Here is a 24937-nt window from a genome sequence, read left to right on the forward strand (position 1 = left end):
CCACAAGAAAAACCCCGCAGCACCAAGGCCAGGCACACCACCCAACAAAACCCACCACAACCGGCAAACCCCATCAGGCGACAAACAAAAACAATACCCACCCCACCACACACACGTCAAACCAAAATTTGCGACGCTCGTCACCCCTAAAAAGAAGAAGTTCTGAGCTAAATTTTCATTCCCCTACAAACACAGAATTTTCTCAATGTACCACTCATGAAAGGATGCTAAAAAAGTTACCCACGCCTCACAAAAATTTAGGCCCACTCCACCAAAATCTTCCTCACTACATAACGGAGGGCACACTATTTCATTACATCTCTCCTAGGAATTCCAGCAAAAAGAGAATAAAAATCTTTCCAACGGCACAGGCACAGGGCACAGGGCACAGGGCACAGGGCACAGGGCACAGGGCACAGGGCACAGGGCACAGGGCACAGGGCACAGGGCACAGGGCACAGCCTCACATAGATTTGATTGACTTCACGCACTTCATGCAAAAGTCCACAAAGCCGCAAAGAAACTCGAACTTATAGGACAGGCGACATCCCAATTCTGCTGCTTTGAGAAAACTTCCCTACGTCCTAGTGGACACAGCATAAAAGATGCCCTATTTACCCACTCCCAATAGTCAGCCAACTTACATACCTCCCCTCACCCTCTACGGAATCACGACCCCATGCACAGTAAGGCACACTGAAACGCTTGCCCGGCCATCATCTGCGGAATCACGACCCCATACGTAACAACCCACACCGCAGATCTGCACGCCCACAGCCAACACATACGAAAATTACAATAAAAGATGATGATTGCTTTACAATTTCTCTAGCTTTACACCGCTGCTTAGGCACGCGAAGTATCTGAATAGTAAAAACATCGACAAAACAAAGGTGCATTATGCTTTCGCTTTCACCTGAAAACACGACATTTTTCCAAACAATCGCTGGAAAAATCAACGACCTCATTGGTGAAATCAACGGTTACCTTTACACCTATATATTGGTAGCCCTCTTGATTGGCACAGGCCTCTACTTCTTCATTCGTTCACGCGCACTTCCCCTGCGCCTTTTCGTAGAATCCATACGAGTAGTCGCCGAACGACCCGAACGCAGCGGCGAGCTCTCTTCTTTCCATGCCCTCATGGTCTCAACCGCCTCACGAGTTGGCGTTGGCAACATTACAGGTGTCGCATCAGCAATCGCGCTCGGTGGACCCGGCGCAGTCTTCTGGATGTGGGTCATCGCTACCCTTGGCGGAGCAAGCGCTTTCGTTGAATCAACACTGGCGCAGATCTACAAAAAACGAGGTAAAACCGCTGACGATCATTCAATCGGTGGACCGGCCTACTATATTGAAAGCGCCCTTAAAAAACGCTGGCTCGCAATCACTTTCGCCGTCGCCCTCATTACAACCTACATGGGTGGCTTCAACCTCTTAGCTTCATTCAATGTCGCAGAAGCTTTCACAGCCTACGACTGGTACACCCCCGAACTCACCCCTTACATCATCGGCGGCATTCTTGCTGTCGCAATGGCGGTATCAATTTTCGGAGGCAGTAAACGACTCACAACCGTTACGAGCCTACTGGTCCCCGTTATGGCAACCATTTACATCATCGTTGCTTTATTCGTCATCATCGTGAACTGGCGGAATGTCCCGCACATGTTCTCAACCATCTTTTCCAACGCATTTGATTTCCCAGCGATCTTTGGCGGCTTCACAGGTTCGGCAATGATGCTTGGTATTAAACGAGGGCTCTACTCTAACGAAGCAGGTGTGGGTTCCGCTCCAAATGCAGCAGCCTCAGCTTCGGTTTCACACCCTGTCAAACAGGGACTTGTGCAGATGCTCTCTGTCTTTATTGACACCATGATTATCTGCACCCTTACAGCCTTCTTGATTCTGTCATCCGGTATTCAAGGGGGAGAAGATTTGAAAGGCGGACCGCTGGTTATTCAGTCAATGGAAACTGCCCTACACCAATTTGCGCTCCCGTTCACCACAATTGCATTGGTACTTTTCGCTTTCACCACAATCATTGGGAACTTCTACTATGCCGAAGTAAACCTACGTTTCCTTACTCGTGCGCATGGAACACCGCAATGGCTTTTGCAGGCTTTCCGAGCTTTCGCTGTCGTACTTGTCTTTGCAGGCGCGCTATTGGATTTCTCCCTCGCATGGAATATCGGGGACCTACTCATGGGATGCATGGCATTAATTAACCTTCCCGTTATTTTGTTACTCGGATCTAAAGCTCTGGCATGTGCTAAAGACTACGAAGAACAAAAACGTGCAGGAGTGAATCCTCAATTTGTTGCCTCTCGCATCGGAATTACCGAAAAACTCGACTATTGGCAATAAGTCATTGAAATAGTTTGAACCGTGCCGCCTCGTACACATATTACGTATGAGGCGGCACGGTTCCTATATAGAGGACGCTACATCAATGTCATTGGAGCACAGATAATCATGTTGCAGTGATTGTGCTCTGTTATGAGGAAATTGTCGCTCCGAAATCATTACACGTCATGATGAATGAATTACTCATTTTCTTTCTGTGCAGGGGCATCAGAGGAGAATCGCCTTTGTTGTTTATTCGCCCGATAGAAGTAAAAAATCAGTGCCCCAACACCAATGATGACAGCGAAAATCAGAATCCACATCAAGAGATTCGAAATCAGATATTCACCAAAAGGCACCTGAAGGAAAGATTTTAAAGGATGCAGCATACGATCAGCTCCCTAAACCATAGATGCTAGCTTGATTCCCATGAGTTTCGACCCTGAAACCGACAGTGGTGCTGTAGTAACCGCCGGCAGAGTATGTTCCCAAACATTCCACAATATTTGGGCTTATTCGCTTTGTTCTCAAATCATTGATACTTCCAATAGCCCTGTGCCAAGGATCCGAAAAAGAATCAATTTGAGAACCATCAGCATATCTACTTATGTTCATTACACTGTCTTCAGATTCCAATTTTGAAGTAAAAAGAATCCTCGGCATGCGCTTCATTGTTTTCCTCCATCGGAAACAAATACAAAATAAATGCTCAGGCAACGCATGCCACCAAAGCGTAAGGCAAAGCCCTAGAAAACAACTGCGGAGCCGCGCTCAACGCATCACGATCAGATTAAGCGTTTTCCTTACACACGTCAAGCAAAATTTCAAAATATGAGCAAAATGGGTAAATTTTTACCCGCGCCAGGACCAGCGAAAACAAAGATGCCCAAAACAAAAACAAAAAACTTTGCTTCGCATACCCTACAAAACTTCGCTTCCCTACCAGCAGCAACACATTTTGACCTACATTCTTCCCCCCATCTTTGTGCCCCTGAAAACTCAAAACACGTCGGGGGTGCGCCGAAACGCACCCCCGAAACGCTCTGAGAACCACAAGCAATACCGCTCAGGTCAGAAAAAAGTCACAGTGACGACCCCACCGCTTCAGAACTAGCCGTCGCAAGTAAAGCTTCTTCTGCTTCCTTTGTCCACAAACCATCCTTCAGCAATGCAGCAACCTGCGGCAAAGTATCAGCAAGCTCAGATAACGGAGTCAGCCCCAAATCATGCAAAGACGGGAAAACCATGATTTTACCGCCAGAAGTCCGGTTCATCACCGCATGAATCGCGTCAGAAAAACCAGCCATACCCGTCACCGCATACAGTGAAATAGTCGTGTCAATAATGCCGTCCTCGATTTTACGCAACACAGTACGCATATCTGACACATCTGAACCTGACGTACCCAGCATGAAAATGTGGCGCTCAATAATGCCCTGCAAATCAAAATCACCAAATGTGCCCGCGGGAATACCGGCAAAAGCATTGATAATAGCGCCCTGAGCTGCCAAATCTACCGCTTGAGATACCAAAGCCGGAACAGGAACCATACAGCTCAGATGAGTGTACCCCGCCTGTAAAGGCGTTACCCCTGTATTAATGACTTCCAACGGCACCCCACGCGAAGCTGCCACCGGTCCAACAACCGCACGCAAGCCCTCTAAACGCTCATCCGACACATCTGTACCAGCAACACTAATCCCTGATACTCCAGAAGTCACCGCACGCATCGTATGCATCTGACCCATAGGACCAGCAGCACCAATAATTGCAACCCTATCGCCCTCACGCAGTTCACCTGTTGCAGGAATCCATGCATACCCATCGCGCGGATCATCACCGGTTGTCCCACAAAAACGTATGAAGTCATAGTGAACACGACCAATATCCAGACTCACCTTACGGTCGATCTGCGTCCCTCCAAGAACCACACACATGACAGCGCGAGTCCCCAGCAACAATGACAAAGCCTCAATCACATCCGCATTCGCACCAAAATACACGATGTCATCGAAAGTCTGATCGGCCAGACCCAATGCTTCAGCCTCAGAAACGGAGACAATTTCCGCAGGAAGATGCTCTGCCACAAGTCCAGAAATATCGCCCTGACCCACCACAAGCAAACGGCCATCATCAGCAACATGATTGCGTTCACGCCAAGCGTATGAACCTTCCACTGTTGCCCAAGGTTCAATCAAACCTACTGCAGCAGCCGATGGACCTTCTGATACATGAATCAGGAACTCTTCACCCGAAGGTGAAACCACACAGCGCTCATCAAGAACCACATATTCTTGCAAAGCACCCTCAAAGTTATAACCGAAAGCCCCATTCGACTTCGCAGTACGCAGATGCTTCCAGTCAGCCTGAACAAGCACGCGATCCCCCACCTTGAAGTGCGTGACCTGATCGCCTACCTCCACAATTCGACCCACCGGCTCATGACCGGGCACTGTTGGAAGCGACGAAGGCTTATAACCTGGGATTTCCTTCAAAGCCTGCGGATCAATACCTGAAATTACTTCCGCTTTCCGTGGGTGTGTATCAAAAGCATGAAGCAGCTTCGTATCAGAGAAACAAATACCGCATGCCTCCACTTTCAGCATCATCTGATGCGGACCTACCGCGTCCACAGGTTTCTCAGTATTCACAATAAAATCATCAGCACCGACAATCTGAATCGCATACTGACTTTCAGGGTACGTTGTCATTAGAAAATCTCCTCAAAACATGAAATGAAAGTTCTGACCTGCCGCATGCTCCTAATTCAGCATGACCTGCCCACCTGTCACAGGCACAGCTTGCCCAGTCTCATAAGCCTGCTCCACGATGTAATAGATTGCCCGCAACACGTCAATACCAGTCGCCCCTCGGCGCATCGGTACCTTCGATTCATAGAACTCTTTCACATCAGCAACTGTGCGCGCCCCCGGAACCTTACCGGAATTCAAATACTGAACAAACAGACCCTTTTCCGGATCAGACCACAAAGGCCCATCATAGAAATTCCCAGGGCAAATCGCATTAACTTTCACGCCATATTCCACAAGCTCCAACGCGAAAGATTGAACCAGCCCGATACCACCAAATTTGGACCCAGCATAGGCGGCATTCTTATTCGACCCAGCTAAACCTGACTTTGAATTGATTTGGATAATGTCAGTCAACCAGGTAGGTGCTGTTGAATGTTGACGCGCAAGTAAAGCACCCAAATGCTTCGTTACAAGGAAAAAGGCCACATAGTTAATATCCGTTGACAGGCGGAAAGCTGAAGCATCCTGTTCCAACACAGAACCGGCACGAACAATACCCGCATTCGATACCACAAGGTCAAGCCCCCCTGTGACACTTTCAATTTCCTGAACCATTGCTGCGACAGAATCTTCATCTGCCACATTCACTGTGATCGGGTGTGTCGCATGTGCCCCCAGTTCCGCAGATTTTGCGGCAGCACCTTCACCATTCAAATCAGCGATATAGACAAAACAGCCCTGATTGACAAGGCCCTGTGCGATCTCAGCTCCAAAACCCTGCGCTCCGCCTGTCACCAAAGCAACACGACCAGTAATCTCACGTTCACCACGCGAAAGAGCCGTCACCTCATACGCAGTTTCCCCATATGAAACTACGACAGGTAATTCAACAGCCGCTAAAACATGCGAAGCCTGCGAAAAATCATCTGGAAGGGTAAGGCCCGCAGGCGCATCTGTGGGACGCACAATAACCGGACGGCCAAGCGCCTCTAAAAATAAGCCACGAATTTCAGGTGCGTGAGTCATTATTTTCCTTTCATCATTGACGAGGTATAACTCAAGTCGTTATATTTTCTTTCCTATGCGTTCAGCGTATCCAAGCCGATCAGACTCATATCTTTCACAACCACGCCAGACCCATATGTGCGATATCTGTTGCTTTGACACCAATCGTCATGTCGTATCAGCACACCATCACGACACTGCTGTTGCACGCTGAGCAAGATCAGATGCCTGCGCACCCTCTGCATAAGCGCGGCCAAGCGGAGCATACTGACGAATACGTTCAGCTAGACGGTTAGGTGTCAGACGCTGCGTTCCCAACAAGGTCAAATCAGGGTCTACGCTCGCAAGAGCTTCATGAGCAACCAACGCCCAGGTTGCCTCATTCAGATCAGCAAATTCCGGACGACGAAGTTCAGGACAGTTAAATGACTGACGCGGCTGATTAATATCTACTCCGGAAATTTCAAGCATCCCGTAACGTAACGCCAGCTCATGCACTCGTCGTAACTGTTCAGACGTATTTCGCGGAGGCATGTAGGTGATCGCTCGCAACCCGCGGTCAGCGGCAGCTTCCACCAGTTCATCAAGGAATTCATCCTCAAATTTTTCTGCTTTCTTATCACCCGTCGGAGAGGCAGACACATCACCTAAATACGCATATGTCGCAATGGCGCCGATCGAATCAGCAAAAGCAACCACTTCTTCCGTTGTCAAACATTCTGTTGTCGGCTGAATGTATATGCGTTCCAAATACGAGGATTTCAGCACACCAAGGAGGTCATACATCACATGAGGATTTGCTTCATCACCAAGCAAACCACCAAGCGAGTCAGGAATTACCACTCCCATCTCTTTCAAGCCTCTGACTAAAGATTCACCTTTACCAAATCCACGAATCAGAGCAGAAGCCATAGCAGAAAGCAGATGACGCTCAGTAATCCCACCGCCAGTTGCATACTGACTTATATCCACCATGTCAGTTTGAGGATCGAAAGGTTCCAAACCTAAACTTTCAAGGATGTCATTCGCAGCCTGAGCCATCGTAAGGGTACGTTCCAAGCGAGCGCTGCGTTGAGGAGCTAACCACTCAGCTACACGATGCCGCGCATGAGAAGGAACACCCTGCACCGTCATATATGCGATACCCGCAGAATCAGGGTTATTTAGCTTACGCGAAGCAAAAGGACCATTCGGATCAAAAAAGGCACGACATTCAAAACCCGTGACGGAGCCCATGCCAAGAATTCTGGTGGCCTCAGACATTTCAGATGCTGCCGCAATAGAATCGTGGTCCACTGAACCAACCACACGCAAACCGGCTCTGCGAGCACCTAAAGCAGCTCCCGTGGGAGTGTAAGGGCTGAACGAGTAGCAGGTGTGAATATGGTTATTGGACTCTGGAACCCACTGTGGGAATACTTCCGTCGCAGCAACCTCTCGTAAAGCGTCGAGACGTTGTTGGGGGGCAAGAGCAGGATCGTTTGTTGGTTCCATTGGTTAAGCCTTCCACAGGGAAAACAGGTACCGGCATTGAAATTGAATAGGAGAAGGAGGGGAGTCTGGCTGTGTCACTTTTACTATGACAGCGGCACAGCCAGACTAGGGTAATCACACGAAAGAGGACTATTTCAGCCCTAGTAAGGGTCAGATACCCAGTCGGTTGCGACGAGCGAGTTCACCTTCAGTTTGGTTCGTTGAAGGAAGATGCCCCGGCAAAGGAACGATACGCTCATGAATCGCATCGATCATCCATTCAGGCTGAGGGAAGAAATAGGATTCCAACTCAGGTCCGGGTGTGATGCCGTTACGTGAACCCACAACAGTCACAGGAGCATCCAAAGCGTCGAAAGCTAAAGACTGAACATTCGTTGCGACTGTGTGCAAGAAATTACCACGTTCAACCGCGTCAGAGGACAAAAGCAAACGCCCTGTCTTTTTCACAGAAGCAATCAGTTTGTCATAATTCAGTGGAGCGATAAAACGCAAGTCAATTACTTCAGCGCTCATTCCGTACTTCTCTTGCAAGATATCAGCTGCTTCGAGGGCACGGTACACGGTTGCACCGATTGTTGCGATCGTAATATCGCTGCCTTCGCGCCGGATAGCGGGTTCGCCTTCAGGTGTTTCGTAGTATCCGGTCGGTACACCTTCCGGCTCAAATTCTTCACCCTTGTCATACAGCAGCTGACTTTCAAAGAAGACCACGGGATCTGTTCCGCGCAAAGCAAGGTTCAGCATACCCTTCGCGTCAGTTGGAGTGGTGGGGAAGAATACTTTCAGACCTGGAATGTGTGCTGTTAAAGCAGTCCAGTCTTGCGAGTGCTGCGCACCGTACTTGTTACCTACCGAAACGCGCAGTACCAGCGGCATCTTCAGCAAACCAGCTGACATTGATTGCCACTTCGCCATCTGGTTGAATACTTCATCACCTGCACGACCAAGGAAGTCGCAGTACATGAGTTCAACAACCGCACGTCCACCAGCCATTGCGTAGCCCACACCTGCACCAACGATGGAAGCTTCCGCAATCGGTGAGTTAAAGAGACGACGGTACGGGAGGGCTTCGGTCAGTCCACGATACACAGCGAATGCGCCACCCCAGTCACGGTTTTCTTCACCCCAAGCAGCCATTGTGGGATCAATGGAGAAACGGTGAACCAGTGACTCGAATAATGCGTCACGGAACTGGAACATCTTCATCTTCGACACCGGTTTGCCATTGTCGTCAACAGCCTTACGGATCTTCTTTTCGAGGGCTTTGACACGTGGATTGTCAGTCAAGTCAATTTCGGCTTCGCCTTCGTCCATTGCTTCAACAGGAGTGTTGGAGAACATGACTGTTTCGATGTAGCCATCGGCAACACGCGGGCAATTTTCCTCATCAGTTGCCAGTTTGAGGACCTTCACCAGTTTCTCGGTGAAAGCTGCTGTGTAGTCATCAATATCTGATTGCGTGGTCAGACCATGTGAAATCAGAAGATCAGAATAGGAAGCAATACAATCGACTTCTTCCCACAGGGCAACTTCGTCACGTACACGGTAGCTTGAGGCATCTGAAGGAGAGTGACCTGAGAAACGGTAGGTCAGCGTATCCATAAGGACAGGTCCGCGGCCTTCTTCGAGGATCTTCTTCTTGCGTGTCACAGCATCCGCAACTGCAAGCGGGTTAATACCGTCTACACGTTCCGCGTGCATTGCTTCAGGGTTCAGGCCGGCGCCTACACGTGCGAGGACTTCATAGCCCATTGTTTCACCAAAGGTTTGCCCACCCATACCGTAGAAGTTATTGAAGAAGTTGAACAGGATCGGCGGGTAGCCACCGTCCTCCTCACGCCACAATGTAGAGAACTGATCCATCGTGGCAAAGTTCATTGCTTCCCATACAGGACCACACGCCATTGCCGCGTCACCAATATTTGACACCACAATGCCTGGTTTACGGTTAATGCGCTTGTACAAGGCAGCACCGTTAGCGACAGGAGCTGAACCGCCCACAATTGCGTTATTCGGGTATGAACCAAAGGGCAGGAAGAATGTATGCATTGATCCGCCAAGGCCTCGGTTAAAGCCTGATTTACGAGCGAAGATTTCTGCGAGCGCACCAAAAAGGATGAAGTTTTCAGTCAGTTCTTTCGTATGTGCGAAATCAATTTTTTCAGCAAAGGACAGTGTTTCTCCGTCAAGGAACTCTTTCATGATTTTTTCAAGAGAGGCATCATCGATCTGACGCATAGCGGAGTAGCATTTAGCCAAAATTTCACCGTGGGAGCGGTGAGAGCCAAATAATTGGTCGTCGGGGCTAAGAACAAAAGACTGGCCCACGTATGCGGCTTCTTGTCCGATACCAAGGTGTGCCGGGCCTTTGTGATCGTAGGCGACGCCTTCCCATTCGCCGGTCTTTTTAATGGAATCAAGCATTGATTCAAATGTGCGAATAACAATCATGTCGTGCAACATGCGCACAAGCCCGTCTTGACCGTAGCGATTCACTTCGGTTTCAAGATTAAATTCGTAGGAATTCAAAGGGATTTCAGGCAAGTTCAAAGTACCACGTGCACGTACTTTTGCAGGATCAACAATAAGTGTTTTCGTCATTTTTCTTTCCTTCAGTGGAAATAGGTTTATATTTCAGAGACTGACAGCCCACGCAGCTTCACGAATGACTTCGCTGACCGTTGGATGTGGGAATACGACTTGTCGTAAGTCTTCGACGGTCAGTTCCATTTCAAGAATCGCTTGCGCACCCCAAATCATTTCAGCAGCGTATGCGCCAAGGACATGAACGCCGAGAACCTGATGTGTGCGAGGATCAACAACAATTTTTGCGGATCCTGGCGCGCGGAAACCATTTTCAGCAATAAAACGGCCTGACATCTGTGCAGGAACTTTTCCGATAAGGACGTCGCGTCCTTCTTTCTGCGCTTGTGACTGGGTAAGTCCCACACCGGCAGCTTCAGGCAAGCAGTACACGGCCCACGGAACTGTATGCCAACGCATCACTTCACCACGACGATGAGCTTGCGGATCAAGAATATTTGCCGCTGCGATTTCACCCATCCGATATGCCGCATGAGCAAGTAAGGAGCGTCCTGTCACATCACCGATGGCCCATACATTTGGCAGATTCGTGCGCATACGGTCATCGACAACAATGCCACGGTTTATTTCAAGTCCGCTCTCTTGCGCGCCCCATCCTTGTGTTGCAGGTCGTCGCCCCACTGCCATGAGGATGACATCTGCTTCAATAACTTTTTTCTCGCCGTCTTTAGAGTAGGTAACCGCAGCCCCGTCTAGACTTTCAACTCGGCATCCTAATTCAAAGGTGATGCCCGACATTGCGCCTCGTAATTGAGCGGCCATGTCATTATCCATGAAAGGCAGGATTTCCGGAGCCATTTCAATTACGGTTACTTCACTACCAAGTGTGGAAAAAAGTGAAGCAAATTCCACACCAATGACACCGCCACCAATGACAGCAAGGCGTTTAGGAACCTCATCTAGCGAAAGGATTCCTGTAGAGTCCACGACCGCTGGATTATTTTCTACGCCAGGCAGTGGCGGTATAACAGGAACTGAACCCGTTGCCAAAATGACGTGCTCTGCTGTATAGGTCGTACCTTCTGCGCTCACACGACCGGGCCCGTCGAAATGTCCGCGCGCGTGAATAACGGTGACACCTGCTTTACGTTCAGCGGCTCCGACACCACCAACAAGACCTGCAACTACCTGTTCTTTCCAGGCTTGCATACGCGCCCAGTCGAAGGTCACGCCTGTTACGTCTACACCGAATTGGCTGGCTTCTTTAGCGTGGATGTAATTTTTTGCCCCATTGAGGAGGGTTTTTGTTGGAATACATCCCACATTTAAGCAGGTTCCTCCAAGAGCTGTTTCTTCAATAAGAAGAACTTTCTTCCCTGCATGTCCAAGGCGCTCAGCAGCAAGATATCCACCCGGACCGCCGCCTAGAACAATGACATCGAAGTGAGTCTCAGTCATCTGTGTTTTCTCCTGTGTGTTGTATCAGGCGTCAGGCCAGAACCGTGACGTCAATGTTTTCAATCGCGGCCACGAGGTCACGGAGGAATCGAGCGGCATCTGCACCGTCGATCACTTGATGGTCAGCTGTAAGCGAGAATCCGATACGTTGTTCAACACCAATTGAGCCATCTGCTTTCACGTTCGGGCGAGGCGTAATCGCTGCCACACCAAGAATCGCTGTTTGAGGGCGATTAATAATCGGTGTGAAAGTTTCAACTCCGAAGCTACCAAGGTTCGACACTGTAAATGTTCCACCGCCAAGCAGTTCAGGGTTGATATTTCCTGCGATAGCTTCTGAAGCAAGCTGCTTAGAGGCTGCTGAGAACTGTTTCAGTGTCATCGTGTCTGCGTAGCGCACAACAGGAACCAAAAGGCCACGAGGAGTATCCGCAGCAAAACCAAGGTGCACATTCTCGAATGTGGTGAATACGCCATTATCGAGGTGTGAGTTAAAGGTTGGGTACTTCGTCAAGGTACGTACAAGGGCATAACCTACGAGGTCTCCAATGGTGATACCGTTCAAGCCGAGGCTTTCATCGGAATTCTTGAGCTTCTTACGCATAGCCAACAGTCCAGCAGCATTCGCAGTAACGGTGTAGGACAGTTGAGCTGTTTCATTCAGGGAAGCCATCATTCGTTCCGCAACAACTTTGCGGATTCCCTTCAGCGGAGCAGAGGTGGAAGCCCCGGGGAATTCACGTGTTTCACTTGGAGCAGCAGTAACAAAGGATTCTTGTGCGGGCGCGTTATTCAGATCTGCTGTGGTGACTCGTCCACCGATACCAGTTCCTTGTGCTGCCTGGCCGCCTTGAGCGCGCGCAGATGAAGTGAGTGTCGGATGCTCGGCAACGTGGGCCTGAATGTCGCGTTCGATGATTCGCCCATGAGGACCTGAGCCTTGTGTCAAGGTGGCGGTGTCCACTGCGTATTGTTCAGCGAGGACACGTGCGCGAGGTGAGACAGCACCATCATTCACACCGGTGGTGTACGTTGGGGCTGCCGGGGCCTGCGTTTGAGGGGTGTCAGCTGTTTTATCTGATGGGGCTGCTGTTTCTTCTGAGGCTGCACCTGCTGGCATCAGTGAAGTGATGTCTTCACCTGCTTCACCGACTATCAGGATTGCGTCTTTGACAGGAACCTCGTCACCTTCTTGCGCAAGAATCGCTAGGACAGTTCCAGCTTCTGTGCTGGGAACATCCATCGTTGCTTTATCGGTTTCAATGGAACAGAGAGTCTGGTCAACTGCGATTGTGTCACCAACTGCGACCTCCCACGACATAATGATGCAGGATTCGACGGAGTTACCCAGTTGGGGCATCACCACGATGGACGCCATATTATTTTCCTCCTAAACGATGCGCATATGAGTACGCGCTGATAATTCTTCCCTAGGGTCTACAGCTAGTTCATCATCGGTGATGATTCCACTGATCTGATCGATCCCCATGAAACTCACAAAACCAGCTCGTCCATATTTAGACGAGTCTGCAAGCAGCCATGTCTGTTCAGCGCGTTCACGCATCAGCGAACCAACTTGTCCGCCTTCGACTAGCTGTGTTGTTAAACCTCGGTCGATACTAAAACCGTCCGTCCCTAAAAAGGCGATACGTGCGTTAAAAGCGTTAATAGATCTTTCAGCAACCGGGCCTACCAGGGATTCTGATTCTGGTCTGTATTGCCCGCCTGTCAGCGTTAATGTGAAATGCGGATTTGAGCGGGCGTTAGCGAAAACAAGAACCGAGTTCGTAACGATTTGTACACCGCGCAGCCCAGAAAGATGTTTAACGATCAGAGAACAGGTCGTTCCCGCCTCGATCATAATGCGGTCATCGTCGCGTACCATTGCGGCCGCGGCCGCGGCAATACGTTCTTTTTGTTCAACACGATCAGTTTGTCGTAATCGGATATTGCGATATGTGGTAGGTCGTGCGCCGCCGTGAGTTCTGACAAGGTAGCCAAGTTTTTCTAGTTCTGACAGTGCTGCTCGTACTGTCACAGGTGAAACTCCAAGGTCTTCTGACAGTGTGGTGACACTGACTTCTCCGTCGGCGGCAAGGCGATCCAATATAGTCGCATGACGTTCTTGTTTATTCATATGCCACCTCCTTGTGCACACGAGAAAAACATTTACGTTTTATATCGTTTTATCTTTCGCTCTACCTAAGAATAGATAATAAAACGAAAGTGCGCAAGCCCACTCTCTGACATATTTTCATCCTATTTCACCTGAAAATAAGGTAAAAATCTGAAAAATATATTCCACAACAAACGAACTATAATGAAAAAACGAAATAGCGCCGTACTGCACCTAATGTCATAACCTCAACACGATGCAGAACAGCGCTATTCCTCATAACAAAATCATTCTCCCGGGTGACGAACCCCCACTGTTAACAACAAATTCGCATACAAACGCTGATCGCCTGTTGCCACAATGATGCCAACATCTTGACTACGAGCCGCATCATAGAAAGCAAAACGCGTAATCTCACCAAACTCCACATCGGGCAAAGCCTCACGGTACTGCGCGTGAGCTGGAATTTCAATCGGATCCTGATCCGCCTCTGGAACCATGATCTCCGCTTTTTCAATTGGAATCGTCTGTTTCAAAACCTCAAGAACCTGCGAAACCGTTAACATTCCAGGAGCAAGATTCAAACTCACCAACTCACAATTCGGATTCACACCCGTCGTGTGAGGATAATTCCCATCCGCCAACAAAATCTTTGACCCATGCCCCGCTGCAGCTAAAGCACGTAAAAACTGCGGGTGAGTCATCGGACCATACAGCATTTCTATACCCTTTCAATCATTTATTTTCGTACAGAACTCGAACGAATAACCAATTCTGGTTCCAAAGAAATATCCTGCGGAGGACTTCCATCCAACATTTGACGTATCTGACGGACAGCACTGCCACCCACACGATCAAAAGGCTGACGAATCGTTGTCAAAGGAGGGAAAAAACACTCCGACCCATCCATATCATCGAAGCCAACCACTCGAATATCATTCGGAATTGACACACCGCGCTCTTGTAAAGCACACATCGCGCCCATCGCCAACTGATCGTTACTGCAAGCCAATGCTGACGGCAAATCAAGAACCGAAAGCATCGCATCATAGCCCTCACGGGCATTCCACGAGTCACTGGATACAATGCGCCCTTCAATCCCCCACTCTTGGCAGGCCTCATCAAAACCCTGACGACGTTTAAGGGCATCACTCCAAGAACGTGGACCTTCCAAATAAAGAATGTCCCTCTCGCCTTGATGTAACAAGTGTTTCGTTGCCAGATAGGAGCCTTTCACGTTATCAACGATGACAGTACCAACACCATCAAGCCCTTGTTCCGACGAAAGCAAAAGCACCGTCGGAACAGACTTCCCACATCGTAAAGCCATATCGACCGTCGGTTCTTGACCACCTAAAATCACCACGCCATCCACATCAAAAGGCGCAATTTCATGAGGATCCCGATTACCCTGACCCCACGCATTAGAAACAGACACGTGAAAACCCGCAGCCGCTGCCGCATTCATTACTGACAAAAGCACTCGCGCATGCCCATGAAACATCGGCGCAGCTAAAGTCACATGCAAAACACCCGTTCGTTTACTCACAAGCGAACGAGCCGCATAATTAGGACGATAACCGACCTCATGCAATACAGCCTGAATACGCTTACGGGTAGATTCAGCTACTTCCGGATCATCACGCACCACGCGAGAAACCGTATTCACCGACACACCGGCAATACGGGCAACATCCGCTTGAGAAACGCGTTTAGAGCTGAGCTGGTTCATGTACATGCGTCTTTGCTGTTTTTGCGATAACTGCAGGGCGAAGTGCCGGATCAAGATGTCCCAGAATCTCTAACTGGGCCAGCAAAGAACCAAGGATAGAAGCTTCAACAGGTCCGGCAACCACTCTGACCTGAGCAGCTTGAGCGGTTAAATCGCACAACAAATGGTTACGCGAACCTCCGCCTACCACATTCAACTGCTGCGGCCTATAGCCTGTGATCTGCGCAAGATCATCAATCCCTCGCGCATAACGCGCAGCAAAAGATTCAATAACGAGACGCACATATTCAGCTTCGGATGCAGGTTGAGTAGCACCACGGTCAGCAAGGTACCTATTCACTTTTTCAACCATTTCACCCTGTTCGGCAAAATACGGTTCATCAGGATCAATAAGGACATCCGGTGAAGGACACTCACGAGCAGCCGCAACTAACTCATCAATATCCGTTGGATTTCCTTCACGCTCCCATTGGCGTTGCAGCTCCTGCAGGATCCACATCCCCGTAATGTTGAATAAGGGACGCACACCCCCGTCTGTCCGTGATTCATTCGTTAAACCTAATTGGAAAGCCTCAGGTGAAGTCAGTGCGTGATCTTCCATAGCGCCAAGCACCGACCATGAACCGCACGACAGCCACCAAGCATCCACGCCCTCGTCAATCGGAAGCGCATGAACTGCGCACGCCGTATCGTGCGCACCACCACGTACAACGGTCAGCTGTTCTAATCCGGGGACGCGGCACTGGCCTACCACCGTTAAATCATCATTCAGTTCCCCCACCCAATGACGCGGCACACCTAATCGCGCAAAAACTTCATCTGACCAGCGTGGCGACCCAGGTTCACATAATCCTGAGGAGGAACAAATAGAACGCGACCATCCTTGAATACCGGATAGCTTCCATGCGAAATAATCTGGCAGTAAAAGAACCTTATCTATACAATCAACAAGTTCAGGTTCTTCAATTGTGAGTGCCACAAGCTGATTCGCTGTATTAATCGTTGCAGGTGCAATACCTGTGAGAGTGAAAAACTCACGGTCATTTAGACGAGCACGAAATTCTTCATGTGTTCGCACCGTTCGCTCATCACGATACGCATGTGGAGTTCCTACAGGCTGACCCTGACGATCAAGTGGAACAAAATCCACACCCCACGTGTCAACAGAAACCGACTGTGCATCTGGAAATTGTTGAATAGCTAATGTGAGTCCATGAACCGTTTCGTTCCACAGTGACTCAAGATCCCACAACAGTGCCCCATTGACGCGTTGTGCTTCATGATAAAAACGATGGATATGAGTAACTTCAATACGCCCGTCTTTGAACGTACCGGCTAACACGCGCCCAGAGGAAGATCCAAGATCAACTGCAAGAACCGTAGTCATTTTTTCTCCGATTGTCGAATTCACCTCAAAGAAAAACCGCCCCGCACGCTTCGTATGGCCCTGCCATTTCGTTGCGTGTTCCATTTGTACTGTGAGAAGCACATGAAGTGTACGAACTTATTATTTTGCTATTTCGCTTCAGAGCTTCAGTGTCGTTAAATGTGCGCGAGAAGGATCTTCATGTGGCGTTAGATATGTCAGTGGCATGTCCCAGTTATCTGCGAAAAGCAGCAGCGCTATTACAGATATATCAGTGAACTACACGAGTGGCCTAGGGCTTATGTGACCCTAGGCCACTTTTCGTAGCTTATTGTGGAAACTTATCGGTAAAGCGGACCGAAAGATTCACATGCGCGGTAGTCGGCACTTTCAAGATCTGCGGTGCCGTACAGTGACCATGCCTTTGGACGGAAAATACGTTCTTCCGGCACATTGTGCATATTCACAGGAATACGCAACATTGAGGCCAAAGTGATGAGTTGCCCACCAATATGTCCATAGCTGATGGCACCGTGGTTTGCACCCCAGTTGTTCATCACATCGTAAACGCTTGCAAAAGCGCCTTCACCTGTCAGATTTGGAACAAACCAGGTGGTTGGCCATGCGCGGTCGGTGCGGTTTTCGATGATTGTCGATACCTCATCAGGAAGCTCTACTGTCCAGCCTTCAGCAATCTGAATAACCGGCTTACCGGCAACCAGATTGATGCGGCACATGGTCACAGGCATTTCACCTGAAGTGCGGAAGTGCGTGGAGAAACCTCCACCAGGGAAGTATTCATACGTGGCCGGATGGAATGTGGTGGCATCCAAAGCAGCCTGCTGGTCTTCAGCTGTCATTTCCCACCAAGGCTTAATGACATGCTCACCGTCACGTACAGAACGTCCAGCACCGTCAAGCGTTGTTGAACCTGAGTTGCGTAGATCAAGTAGGCCAACAGCTGCACGGCCTTCGGGTTTCCAGCCGGTAATACGTTCAATGGATTCTGGGCTCCAGTATGTACGCACGTCAGAGAAGATCTGAGGCGTGTTGGTCAGTAAGTGACCAAAGAGCATGGAAGCACCGTTCAGTGAGTCATTCTCTGTGGCAAGAATGCATGGCTGACGCTTTCCGGTCCAGTCAAAGTTAGTGTTCAGCAGGGTTTCTAAAACATCGCCATTGGGGAAATGGTCAGTCCATTGGCGTTGTCCTTGGAAACCAGCGGCAAGAGCACCGTGCCCTTGCGCTTCTTCGCCCCAGCCAGCTTCAGCGAGCTTGGGGTTACCGCGCATGAGGTCACGACCGATGAGGGTCATCTTGGTGACGAACTTCCACCATTCTTCGTGGAGTTCAGGATGACGATTGTGCTCGGGGTTGAAGTCTTCACCTTGTGTCAGGTTTTCACGAATCCACTTGTATGCGACTTCGTATTCTTCTTCGTCGTAGATTTTTTCGTCGATACGGCGGGTAAATTCCGTCATGTCGATGTATTCGTTGCGCATACCCAGGTAGGGGCCAAAGAATTCATCTTTTACAACGGATCCTGCGATACCCATAGAGACGGCACCCATTGAAAGGTAGGATTCACCTTTCATTTGTGCAACGGCAAGTCCAGCGGTTGCGTAGTCAAGGAGTCGTCCTCGTACATCTGCTGGAATGGTTTCGTCGTCGCAGTCTTGAACTTCTTTTCCGTAGATACCGAAGGCTGGGATTCCCAGTTGTGCGTGTCCGGCCAGAGCAGCAGCAAGGTAGACAGCGCCAGGACGTTCAGTGCCATTAAATCCCCAGATTGCGTGAGGCATATTGGCGTCCATGTCAACGGTTTCTGTTCCGTAGCACCAACATGGCGTGACGCTCAGTGTGAGCCCCACATTTTCACGACGGAATTTAGCGGCGCAATTTTGTGCTTCAACAACGCCACCAATTGTAGTGTCAGCAATGACAACTTCAACAGGTTCACCATCGATGTAGCGAAGATTTTCAGTAAAAAGTTTAGCGACGCGCTGTGCCATTGCCATTGTCTGGTCTTCAAGGCTTTCGCGTACTCCGCGACGTCGACCGTCAATAGTGGGGCGGATACCGATACGGGGGTGCTGAGTCATATCCCTTTATTCCTTTATGTGTTTCTGGAGGGGTGAGTTCCCCCTCGGATCCTTATGTGTGGGTGTGGAGTAGGGCGAGCAGATTGCTCGCACTCGCCCTACTCCGCTTGTACGTCACTCGTACAGGTTCGCTTTGATCTTTGAATCGTCGATGTTGGACTTGTCGTACCAAGCGAAGCCGGAGTCGATAACCTTTTCAAGCTTCTCGCCCTTGATAGCGGCGATTGCAGCCTTCACGGTTTCGTAACCGATACGCACAGGAGCCTGTGTAACAGCGCCTGCCTGTGTGCCAGCTTTGATAGCTTCAATCTGAGTCTTGCCGGAGTCGAAACCAACAACTGACAGACCAGCTTTACCAACTTCATTTGCACCCTGAATAGCACCGGTTGCAGCAGCTTCGTTGGAGCCGTAGATGCCTACGATGTCGTTATTTGCCTGGATAATGGACTTGGTTGTGTTCGCAGCCAGACCAACTTCACCGGCATATTGTGGTTCGAGGACCTTGACATTAGGAGCGTTCTTCTTCATGTAGTCCTGGAAGCCTGTGCAACGCTTCTTACCTGTCTCAGAGGTCTGGTCATGGCAAACTAAACCAACTGTGCCTTTACCGCCAATCAGTTCAACCATGTGCTTAGCGGCTTCTTGCGCAGCAGCGTAGTTATCTGTCTGGACTGTGGTCAATGGAATGTCGGAATCCACACCAGAGTCGAATGCGATAACCGGAATATTGGCAGCCTTGATCTTTTCCAGAACAGGCTGAGCTGCACCTGAGTCCAGAGCGGCGAAGCCGATAGCGGCAGGCTTAGCATCCAGAGCAGACTTGAGCATGTCAAGCTGCTGTGTCACTTGCTGTTCGTTTTCAGGACCGACAAATACAACCTTGTATCCGAATTCCTTGCCAGCCTGTTCAGCGCCTTCCTTCACTGCTTGCCAGAAGCGGTGCTGGAAGCCCTTTGACACGAGGTAAATGGTGTCGCCTCCTGCAGGAGCGGAAGCGGCTGATTGACCCGAGGCAGCAGCATTGCTAGCAGATTGGGCACCGCCATTTGAGCAGGCAGCCAAACCGAGGGCCAAGGTTCCCACCGCGGCAGCGGCAATAATACGTCCGATGGAGCGCATTGGTGTTCCTTTCGTGGTGATGACGAAGCGGGTGCTCCGCCACATCTGTGGATGGACACGTAAAGTGCCCGTGGTGTAAGGGACTCAGACCGAAGCGGCCCGTGCCCGACGGATATTGTCAACGAAGACTGCGAGAAGAACGACGATACCTGTGACGACGAGCTGCCATTCTGATGGCACACCCATCATGGTCAAGCCTTTCTTCAGAGTCTCCATGAGGAGGGCACCAATGACAGTGCCGAAAATCGAGGCGCGTCCACCGGCCAGCGAAGTACCGCCGATAACAACTGCCGCGATGACATTCAGTTCGAATCCGATACCTTCAGCAGGCTGAACGAATCCGAAACGTGCCGAGTACAAAATGGCCCCGAGAGCCATGAAGATACCTGCAACGGTGTAAATGAGGATCTTCCAGAAGCGAACATTGACACCGGAAAGGCGGGTTGCTTCTTCATTTGAGCCGATAGCGATTGAATAACGACCTAGAAGGGTTTTGTTCATCAAGAAAGCCGCAACGATAGCAGCAACAATGAAAATTAGAGCCGCGTTCGTGAAGCCAGGAATGAGTTCACCTGTTGAAAGGGCAATGTAGCCTGGGTTTTTAATGGAAATGGTTTGGGATCCTGACAAAACCAGTGATAAACCACGTGCCACCATCATCATAGCCAGTGTCGCAATGAACGGCGGTAAGCCAAGGAGCGACACATTCACACCATTAATGAAGCCCATACATGCGCCGACAAGAAGTGTGAGCACTAAGCCGACAACCAAAGGGAGACCAAATTTTCCTGCATCTTCGGAGAGGAAGAAGCCCGCAGAAACTGCTACGAAAGTCATACCTGTACCAACTGACAGGTCGATACCTGAGGTGGCAATGATGAAAGTAGCACCGAGAGCCATCACACCCATAAACGCTGCTTGAAGCAGGATATCCATGAAGATGCCAAATTGTGCGAAGTTGGGTGCCGCAAACATGAAGTACAGGTACACCACAACCAGAGCGAGCATCACGAAGATTAACTGCATCTGGGATTTAATGGCGGCGATCACAGGGTTTTGAGGGGCCGCCTTAGCTGCTGCCTTAGTCACGCGACTTCTCCATTCGCTTCAGTCTGGCCGACAGTGGCCAGTTCCATGATGTTTTCCTGAGTGGCTTCCTCATTGGTGAGGGTGCCGATAATGCGACCGTGAGCCATCACGGCAATTCGGTGCGAGAGACGAAGAACTTCCGGTAGTTCAGAGGAAATCACAATGATAGCTTTCCCTTGTGCCGCGAGTTCCTCTAAAAGTTCGTAGATTTCTTCTTTTGCGCCAACGTCAATACCGCGAGTCGGTTCATCGAAAATAAGAACTTCACTGTCACGGATCAACCACTTGGCGATAATGACTTTTTGCTGGTTACCACCGGACAAATTACGCAGAAGCTGATTGACCGATGGTGTACGAGTCCGCAATTTATCAACGTATTCTTCGGCTTCACGAGCGATCTTACGTCCTTGCAGAACCGAAGCGACAGAGAAAGTCTCCATCGACGTTAATACTGAGTTGAATTTAATGTCTTGTTCTAAGAGAAGACCATAACGTTTGCGGTCTTCTGAAAGGTAACCAATACCCGCACGTACAGCATCACGCGCACTGTGGATAGAGGTTTTACGACCATTAATTTCAATGTCGCCGCTGACTCGATGGTCAGCTCCGAATACGCAACGCGCGACCTCTGTACGTCCAGCCCCCATCAGGCCAGCAAAACCAAAGATCTCGCCTTTGCGCACCTCAAAAGAAATGTCTTTCAAAAGTTTACGAGTGGATAAATCGCTCACACGAAGAACCACTTCATCGCTCACTGGGGAAGTTTTCGGCCGAGCATCCGCAGGAACTTCACGTCCCACCATGAGCGAAATGACCTCACGCATTTCGGTTTCTTTGGTGTTGACAGTTCCAACATACTCACCGTCACGCAACACAGATACACGGTCTGTGATTTCTTCGATTTCCGGCATACGGTGAGAAATGTAAATAAGGCCTGTTTCAGGTGTAACGAAATTACGGATCAGTCCAAATAGGGTCTCTGTTTCACGTGTCGTCAAAGCAGCAGTTGGCTCGTCCATCACAAGAATACGAGAATCAAATGACAGTGCTCGCGCAATTTCAACCATCTGTAAACGAGCCACCGGCAGGTCACGACAGTAGGCGGTGGGGTCGATATCCATGTTGAGCCTAGCAAAAAGCTCACGTGCAGATTTCACAAGTTTCGCATCACTGATAAACGAACCCGTATGTGACCCTGGGCGTCCAATGTAGAGGTTTTGGGCAACAGTGAGGTCAGGAATAATATTCAGTTCCTGATGGATAATGCTCAGGCCTAAGTCACGCGCATGATTGGGGTTTTGAACCTGAACTTGCTCTCCATTTAGCCAAATTTCACCCCCCGCATCGGCTGTGTAAATACCCGTGAGGATCTTCATGAGAGTCGATTTTCCTGCGCCATTTTCGCCGCAAAGCCCAAGGACTTCACCGGCACGAAGATTGATATTCACATTCGACAGCGCTTTGACCCCAGGGAAGGTCTTGGAGATCCCCTTTAGCTCAAGCAAGTTTGTCACTATCTCACCCCTTGATATACAAGGTACAGCCCTGTACCTACGTCCTCACAAAGTCATCGTTAGCGCTAACGAAATCGAGGCGCTATCGCTCCTTTGCGACTATGAGATAACCGTAGCGCATGTCAAAGCAACAGCCAAACTGAAGAAGCCAACTGTTGCGCAATCGTTATCTAAATCATAAATTTCCTCATTTCACCAAAGTGCCCAAAATGCCTGTTTTTCTGCGGTTTTCAAGGAAAAATATGCCCTCATACAGGGCAAGACGACAGCAAAAATCTTCCTCAAAATTTCAACAGGAACAACAATCTTCTCCTTCGCCTACACAAAAAACTTCACCTGCACCCGCAGATTTTTTCACTCTTTTTCCGGTAACGTTCACATTCACAGCATTTCAAGACTTTTCAAGGATTCTCCCTACAGTTTTCCCCACAAAACACCATTGCATATGCAACCTTCTGGCGAACACAGTAAGCTTCAACACAAAAACTATCCAGTAAACGAGGAACCATGCCCACACCACATATTCGCGCACATTCTGGCGACTTTGCCCCAGCAGTCCTCATGCCCGGCGACCCAAAACGGGCAGAACGAATTGCCACCCTCATCCTTGAAAACCCCCGACTCGTCACAGACATTCGAGGAATGCTTGGTTTCACTGGCACAGTAAACGGACACCCCCTGAGCATCATGGGGTCAGGAATGGGCCAACCTTCTGCCTCCATTTACGCCACAGAACTTTTTTCACACTACGACGTACAACGCATTATCCGCATCGGCACAGCAGGCGGCATTTCACCGAATGTCGCTGTCGGTGACGTTGTCATCGCCACAGGCGCACATACAGACTCTGCCATGAACCAGCTACGTATTCCCGGAGTCAATTTTTCCGCTGTCGCTGACTTCCACCTCGCTCAAGCCGCATGGGAAGAAAGCCAACGAGCCGCCGCGAACGGGCAGCTCGACGGTAAAGTACACGCCGGAACAATCATTTCCCGCGACCACTTCTACTTCACCCCTGAAGGACAAACAGAAAAACTCGCCGCACACGGTGTTCTTGCCGTTGAAATGGAAGCAGCAGCGCTCTACGGAATAGCAGCCCACCACGGCACACAAGCCCTAGCGATACTCACCGTATCCGACCATCTCCTCGATCACTCATCCGACATGAGCGCGCAGGAACGCGAAACACGTTTCCAATCAGCCCTGAAACTCGCAGTTGCAGCAGCTTTGTCATGAAATACTCATACCTAATACATTTGGCCTGCCCACGTATATAGGCAAGCCAAATGACGAAAAAGGGACAACCTTAACCTAGACTGGCCTCTCCACATGCGCGGGGAGGCCAATCCTTTTATCACGAAGCGTTACTATCTTGACCTTTCGCGTAAGCCACATTAATTATTCGCGCCAAAGGCTCAGGCCAGAATTTCTTCAGCATTGCTAAATCCTCAGCTCGGCGACTCTGATCCTGAATCAACTTACTGGTTTCTGAATCCTCATGAATACGATGAAGCATAAGCACCTGCGGGTTATACACAAAACTCCCATCAAGACGCGATAGGTACTCCCACGCTTGCCAATCCAAGTTCGAACGGAAATCAGAACGGAAAAGAGGCTGCTCAAACACACTTGTCACAAGTGTCACCGAAGGACAACAAATAGAACAGCCCAACGATAAAGCCCGCCGCCGAACACCCTTACGTGCAGCATGTGCAGGATTCTTCAGCCCACGCAGTAAAAAGCGTTTCACACGTAAAAGCCTGTTATCTAAAACTTCATGCCCTTCACGTAGCTCCCCATAATCCGTGAAATACAACAGAGGCTGTTCTGCCTGGTTCAGCATACGTAACGCTTCTTCAGCGTAATGTGGTCGGTACACATCATCTTGATGAGCAATTGTCACCAAAGGTGTTCCAGCTGTACGCACCGCAAAATTCCAGTCACCTGCAATCCCAGCTTCACCCTCATTCACCACCACAGGGCAAGCAAACTGCGCGCAGACCGACTCAATGTACTGCGAAGGAGTCGATGTCACCACAACAATATTCGTACCGACAGTTTGCGCACGTAAGGACTGAATACATTCACCAAGAAACGGACTTTCACCATAAGCACAGACAGCAAATGTGTGGTCAGCAGGAAGAAACATATTTCACGTCCAAAACTATCGGGGATTTCAGAAACTACTACCTCTAGCATAAGGTGTACACCGACCCTTACGCGATAAACTAAGGTGCGCACGGATCGCTGATTAAAAAGCGGGTAACCGAACGCCCTAACTCCGACACATTCTTATCAAGGA

General features: G+C 49.6%; 18 protein-coding genes. 2 read left to right on the forward strand and 16 right to left on the reverse strand.

The window, feature by feature from the left end:
• The first annotated feature begins 900 nt into the window (after nucleotides 1–900).
• On the forward strand, nucleotides 901–2364 hold the full coding sequence (locus LRP57_RS07755; protein WP_231206030.1) for an alanine/glycine:cation symporter family protein: 1464 nt from the start codon (nucleotides 901–903) through the stop codon (nucleotides 2362–2364).
• Nucleotides 2365–2543: 179 nt separating this feature from the next.
• On the opposite strand, the gene LRP57_RS07760 is transcribed toward LRP57_RS07755, so the two are convergent.
• From LRP57_RS07760 to LRP57_RS07830, 15 genes are all read right to left on the reverse strand, one after another.
• Nucleotides 2544–2732 carry a hypothetical protein gene (locus LRP57_RS07760; RefSeq protein ID WP_231206032.1) on the reverse strand — a complete coding sequence of 63 codons (189 nt, stop codon included), beginning with the start codon at nucleotides 2730–2732 and terminating at the stop codon, nucleotides 2544–2546.
• A 693-nt stretch (nucleotides 2733–3425) separates the two neighbouring features.
• Nucleotides 3426–5054: an alcohol dehydrogenase catalytic domain-containing protein gene (locus tag LRP57_RS07765; RefSeq protein WP_231206034.1), complete on the reverse strand. Its 1629-nt coding sequence runs from the start codon at nucleotides 5052–5054 to the stop codon at nucleotides 3426–3428.
• Between the two features lie 51 nt (nucleotides 5055–5105).
• Nucleotides 5106–6122 (reverse strand): SDR family NAD(P)-dependent oxidoreductase, encoded by a 1017-nt coding sequence (locus LRP57_RS07770; RefSeq protein WP_231206036.1) that lies wholly within the window; start codon nucleotides 6120–6122, stop codon nucleotides 5106–5108.
• 168 nt (nucleotides 6123–6290) lie between these two features.
• On the reverse strand, nucleotides 6291–7595 hold the full coding sequence (locus tag LRP57_RS07775) for a PHP domain-containing protein (RefSeq protein ID WP_231206038.1): 1305 nt from the start codon (nucleotides 7593–7595) through the stop codon (nucleotides 6291–6293).
• 150 nt (nucleotides 7596–7745) lie between these two features.
• Nucleotides 7746–10196 carry an alpha-ketoacid dehydrogenase subunit alpha/beta gene (locus LRP57_RS07780; protein WP_231206040.1) on the reverse strand — a complete coding sequence of 817 codons (2451 nt, stop codon included), beginning with the start codon at nucleotides 10194–10196 and terminating at the stop codon, nucleotides 7746–7748.
• Nucleotides 10197–10229: 33 nt separating this feature from the next.
• Nucleotides 10230–11597 (reverse strand): dihydrolipoyl dehydrogenase, encoded by a 1368-nt coding sequence (gene lpdA / locus LRP57_RS07785; protein ID WP_231206042.1) that lies wholly within the window; start codon nucleotides 11595–11597, stop codon nucleotides 10230–10232.
• Nucleotides 11598–11628: 31 nt separating this feature from the next.
• Nucleotides 11629–12975 (reverse strand): dihydrolipoamide acetyltransferase family protein, encoded by a 1347-nt coding sequence (locus LRP57_RS07790; RefSeq protein WP_231206044.1) that lies wholly within the window; start codon nucleotides 12973–12975, stop codon nucleotides 11629–11631.
• Nucleotides 12976–12987: 12 nt separating this feature from the next.
• A complete protein-coding gene (locus LRP57_RS07795) occupies nucleotides 12988–13734 on the reverse strand; it encodes a DeoR/GlpR family DNA-binding transcription regulator (RefSeq protein ID WP_231206046.1) in 747 nt (248 codons plus the stop codon).
• A 266-nt stretch (nucleotides 13735–14000) separates the two neighbouring features.
• On the reverse strand, nucleotides 14001–14432 hold the full coding sequence (locus LRP57_RS07800; protein WP_231206048.1) for an RbsD/FucU family protein: 432 nt from the start codon (nucleotides 14430–14432) through the stop codon (nucleotides 14001–14003).
• 20 nt (nucleotides 14433–14452) lie between these two features.
• Nucleotides 14453–15445 carry a LacI family DNA-binding transcriptional regulator gene (locus tag LRP57_RS07805; RefSeq protein ID WP_231206050.1) on the reverse strand — a complete coding sequence of 331 codons (993 nt, stop codon included), beginning with the start codon at nucleotides 15443–15445 and terminating at the stop codon, nucleotides 14453–14455.
• Nucleotides 15426–16832: a rhamnulokinase gene (locus LRP57_RS07810; protein WP_231206052.1), complete on the reverse strand. Its 1407-nt coding sequence runs from the start codon at nucleotides 16830–16832 to the stop codon at nucleotides 15426–15428. Before LRP57_RS07810 ends, LRP57_RS07805 begins: the two co-directional genes overlap by 20 nt.
• A gap of 320 nt (nucleotides 16833–17152) precedes the next feature.
• A complete protein-coding gene (locus LRP57_RS07815) occupies nucleotides 17153–18913 on the reverse strand; it encodes an L-fucose isomerase (RefSeq protein WP_231206054.1) in 1761 nt (586 codons plus the stop codon).
• A 114-nt stretch (nucleotides 18914–19027) separates the two neighbouring features.
• Nucleotides 19028–20032: an ABC transporter substrate-binding protein gene (locus LRP57_RS07820; protein WP_231206056.1), complete on the reverse strand. Its 1005-nt coding sequence runs from the start codon at nucleotides 20030–20032 to the stop codon at nucleotides 19028–19030.
• A gap of 84 nt (nucleotides 20033–20116) precedes the next feature.
• Nucleotides 20117–21121: an ABC transporter permease gene (locus LRP57_RS07825; RefSeq protein ID WP_231206058.1), complete on the reverse strand. Its 1005-nt coding sequence runs from the start codon at nucleotides 21119–21121 to the stop codon at nucleotides 20117–20119.
• Nucleotides 21118–22635, reverse strand: coding sequence for a sugar ABC transporter ATP-binding protein (locus tag LRP57_RS07830; RefSeq protein ID WP_231206060.1), 1518 nt, complete (start codon nucleotides 22633–22635; stop codon nucleotides 21118–21120). Before LRP57_RS07830 ends, LRP57_RS07825 begins: the two co-directional genes overlap by 4 nt.
• Nucleotides 22636–23142: 507 nt before the next feature.
• On the opposite strand from LRP57_RS07830, the gene deoD reads away from it, so the two are divergent.
• Entirely contained in the window at nucleotides 23143–23871 is a 729-nt protein-coding gene (gene deoD, locus LRP57_RS07835) for a purine-nucleoside phosphorylase (RefSeq protein WP_231206062.1), read from the forward strand.
• 118 nt (nucleotides 23872–23989) lie between these two features.
• On the opposite strand, the gene LRP57_RS07840 is transcribed toward deoD, so the two are convergent.
• Complete coding sequence (locus LRP57_RS07840; protein WP_231206064.1) at nucleotides 23990–24784, reverse strand: glycosyltransferase; 795 nt, start codon at nucleotides 24782–24784, stop codon at nucleotides 23990–23992.
• Between the last annotated feature and the right edge of the window lie 153 nt (nucleotides 24785–24937).

This window comes from Schaalia sp. lx-260, assembly GCF_021083645.1.
Lineage (GTDB): Bacteria > Actinomycetota > Actinomycetes > Actinomycetales > Actinomycetaceae > Pauljensenia.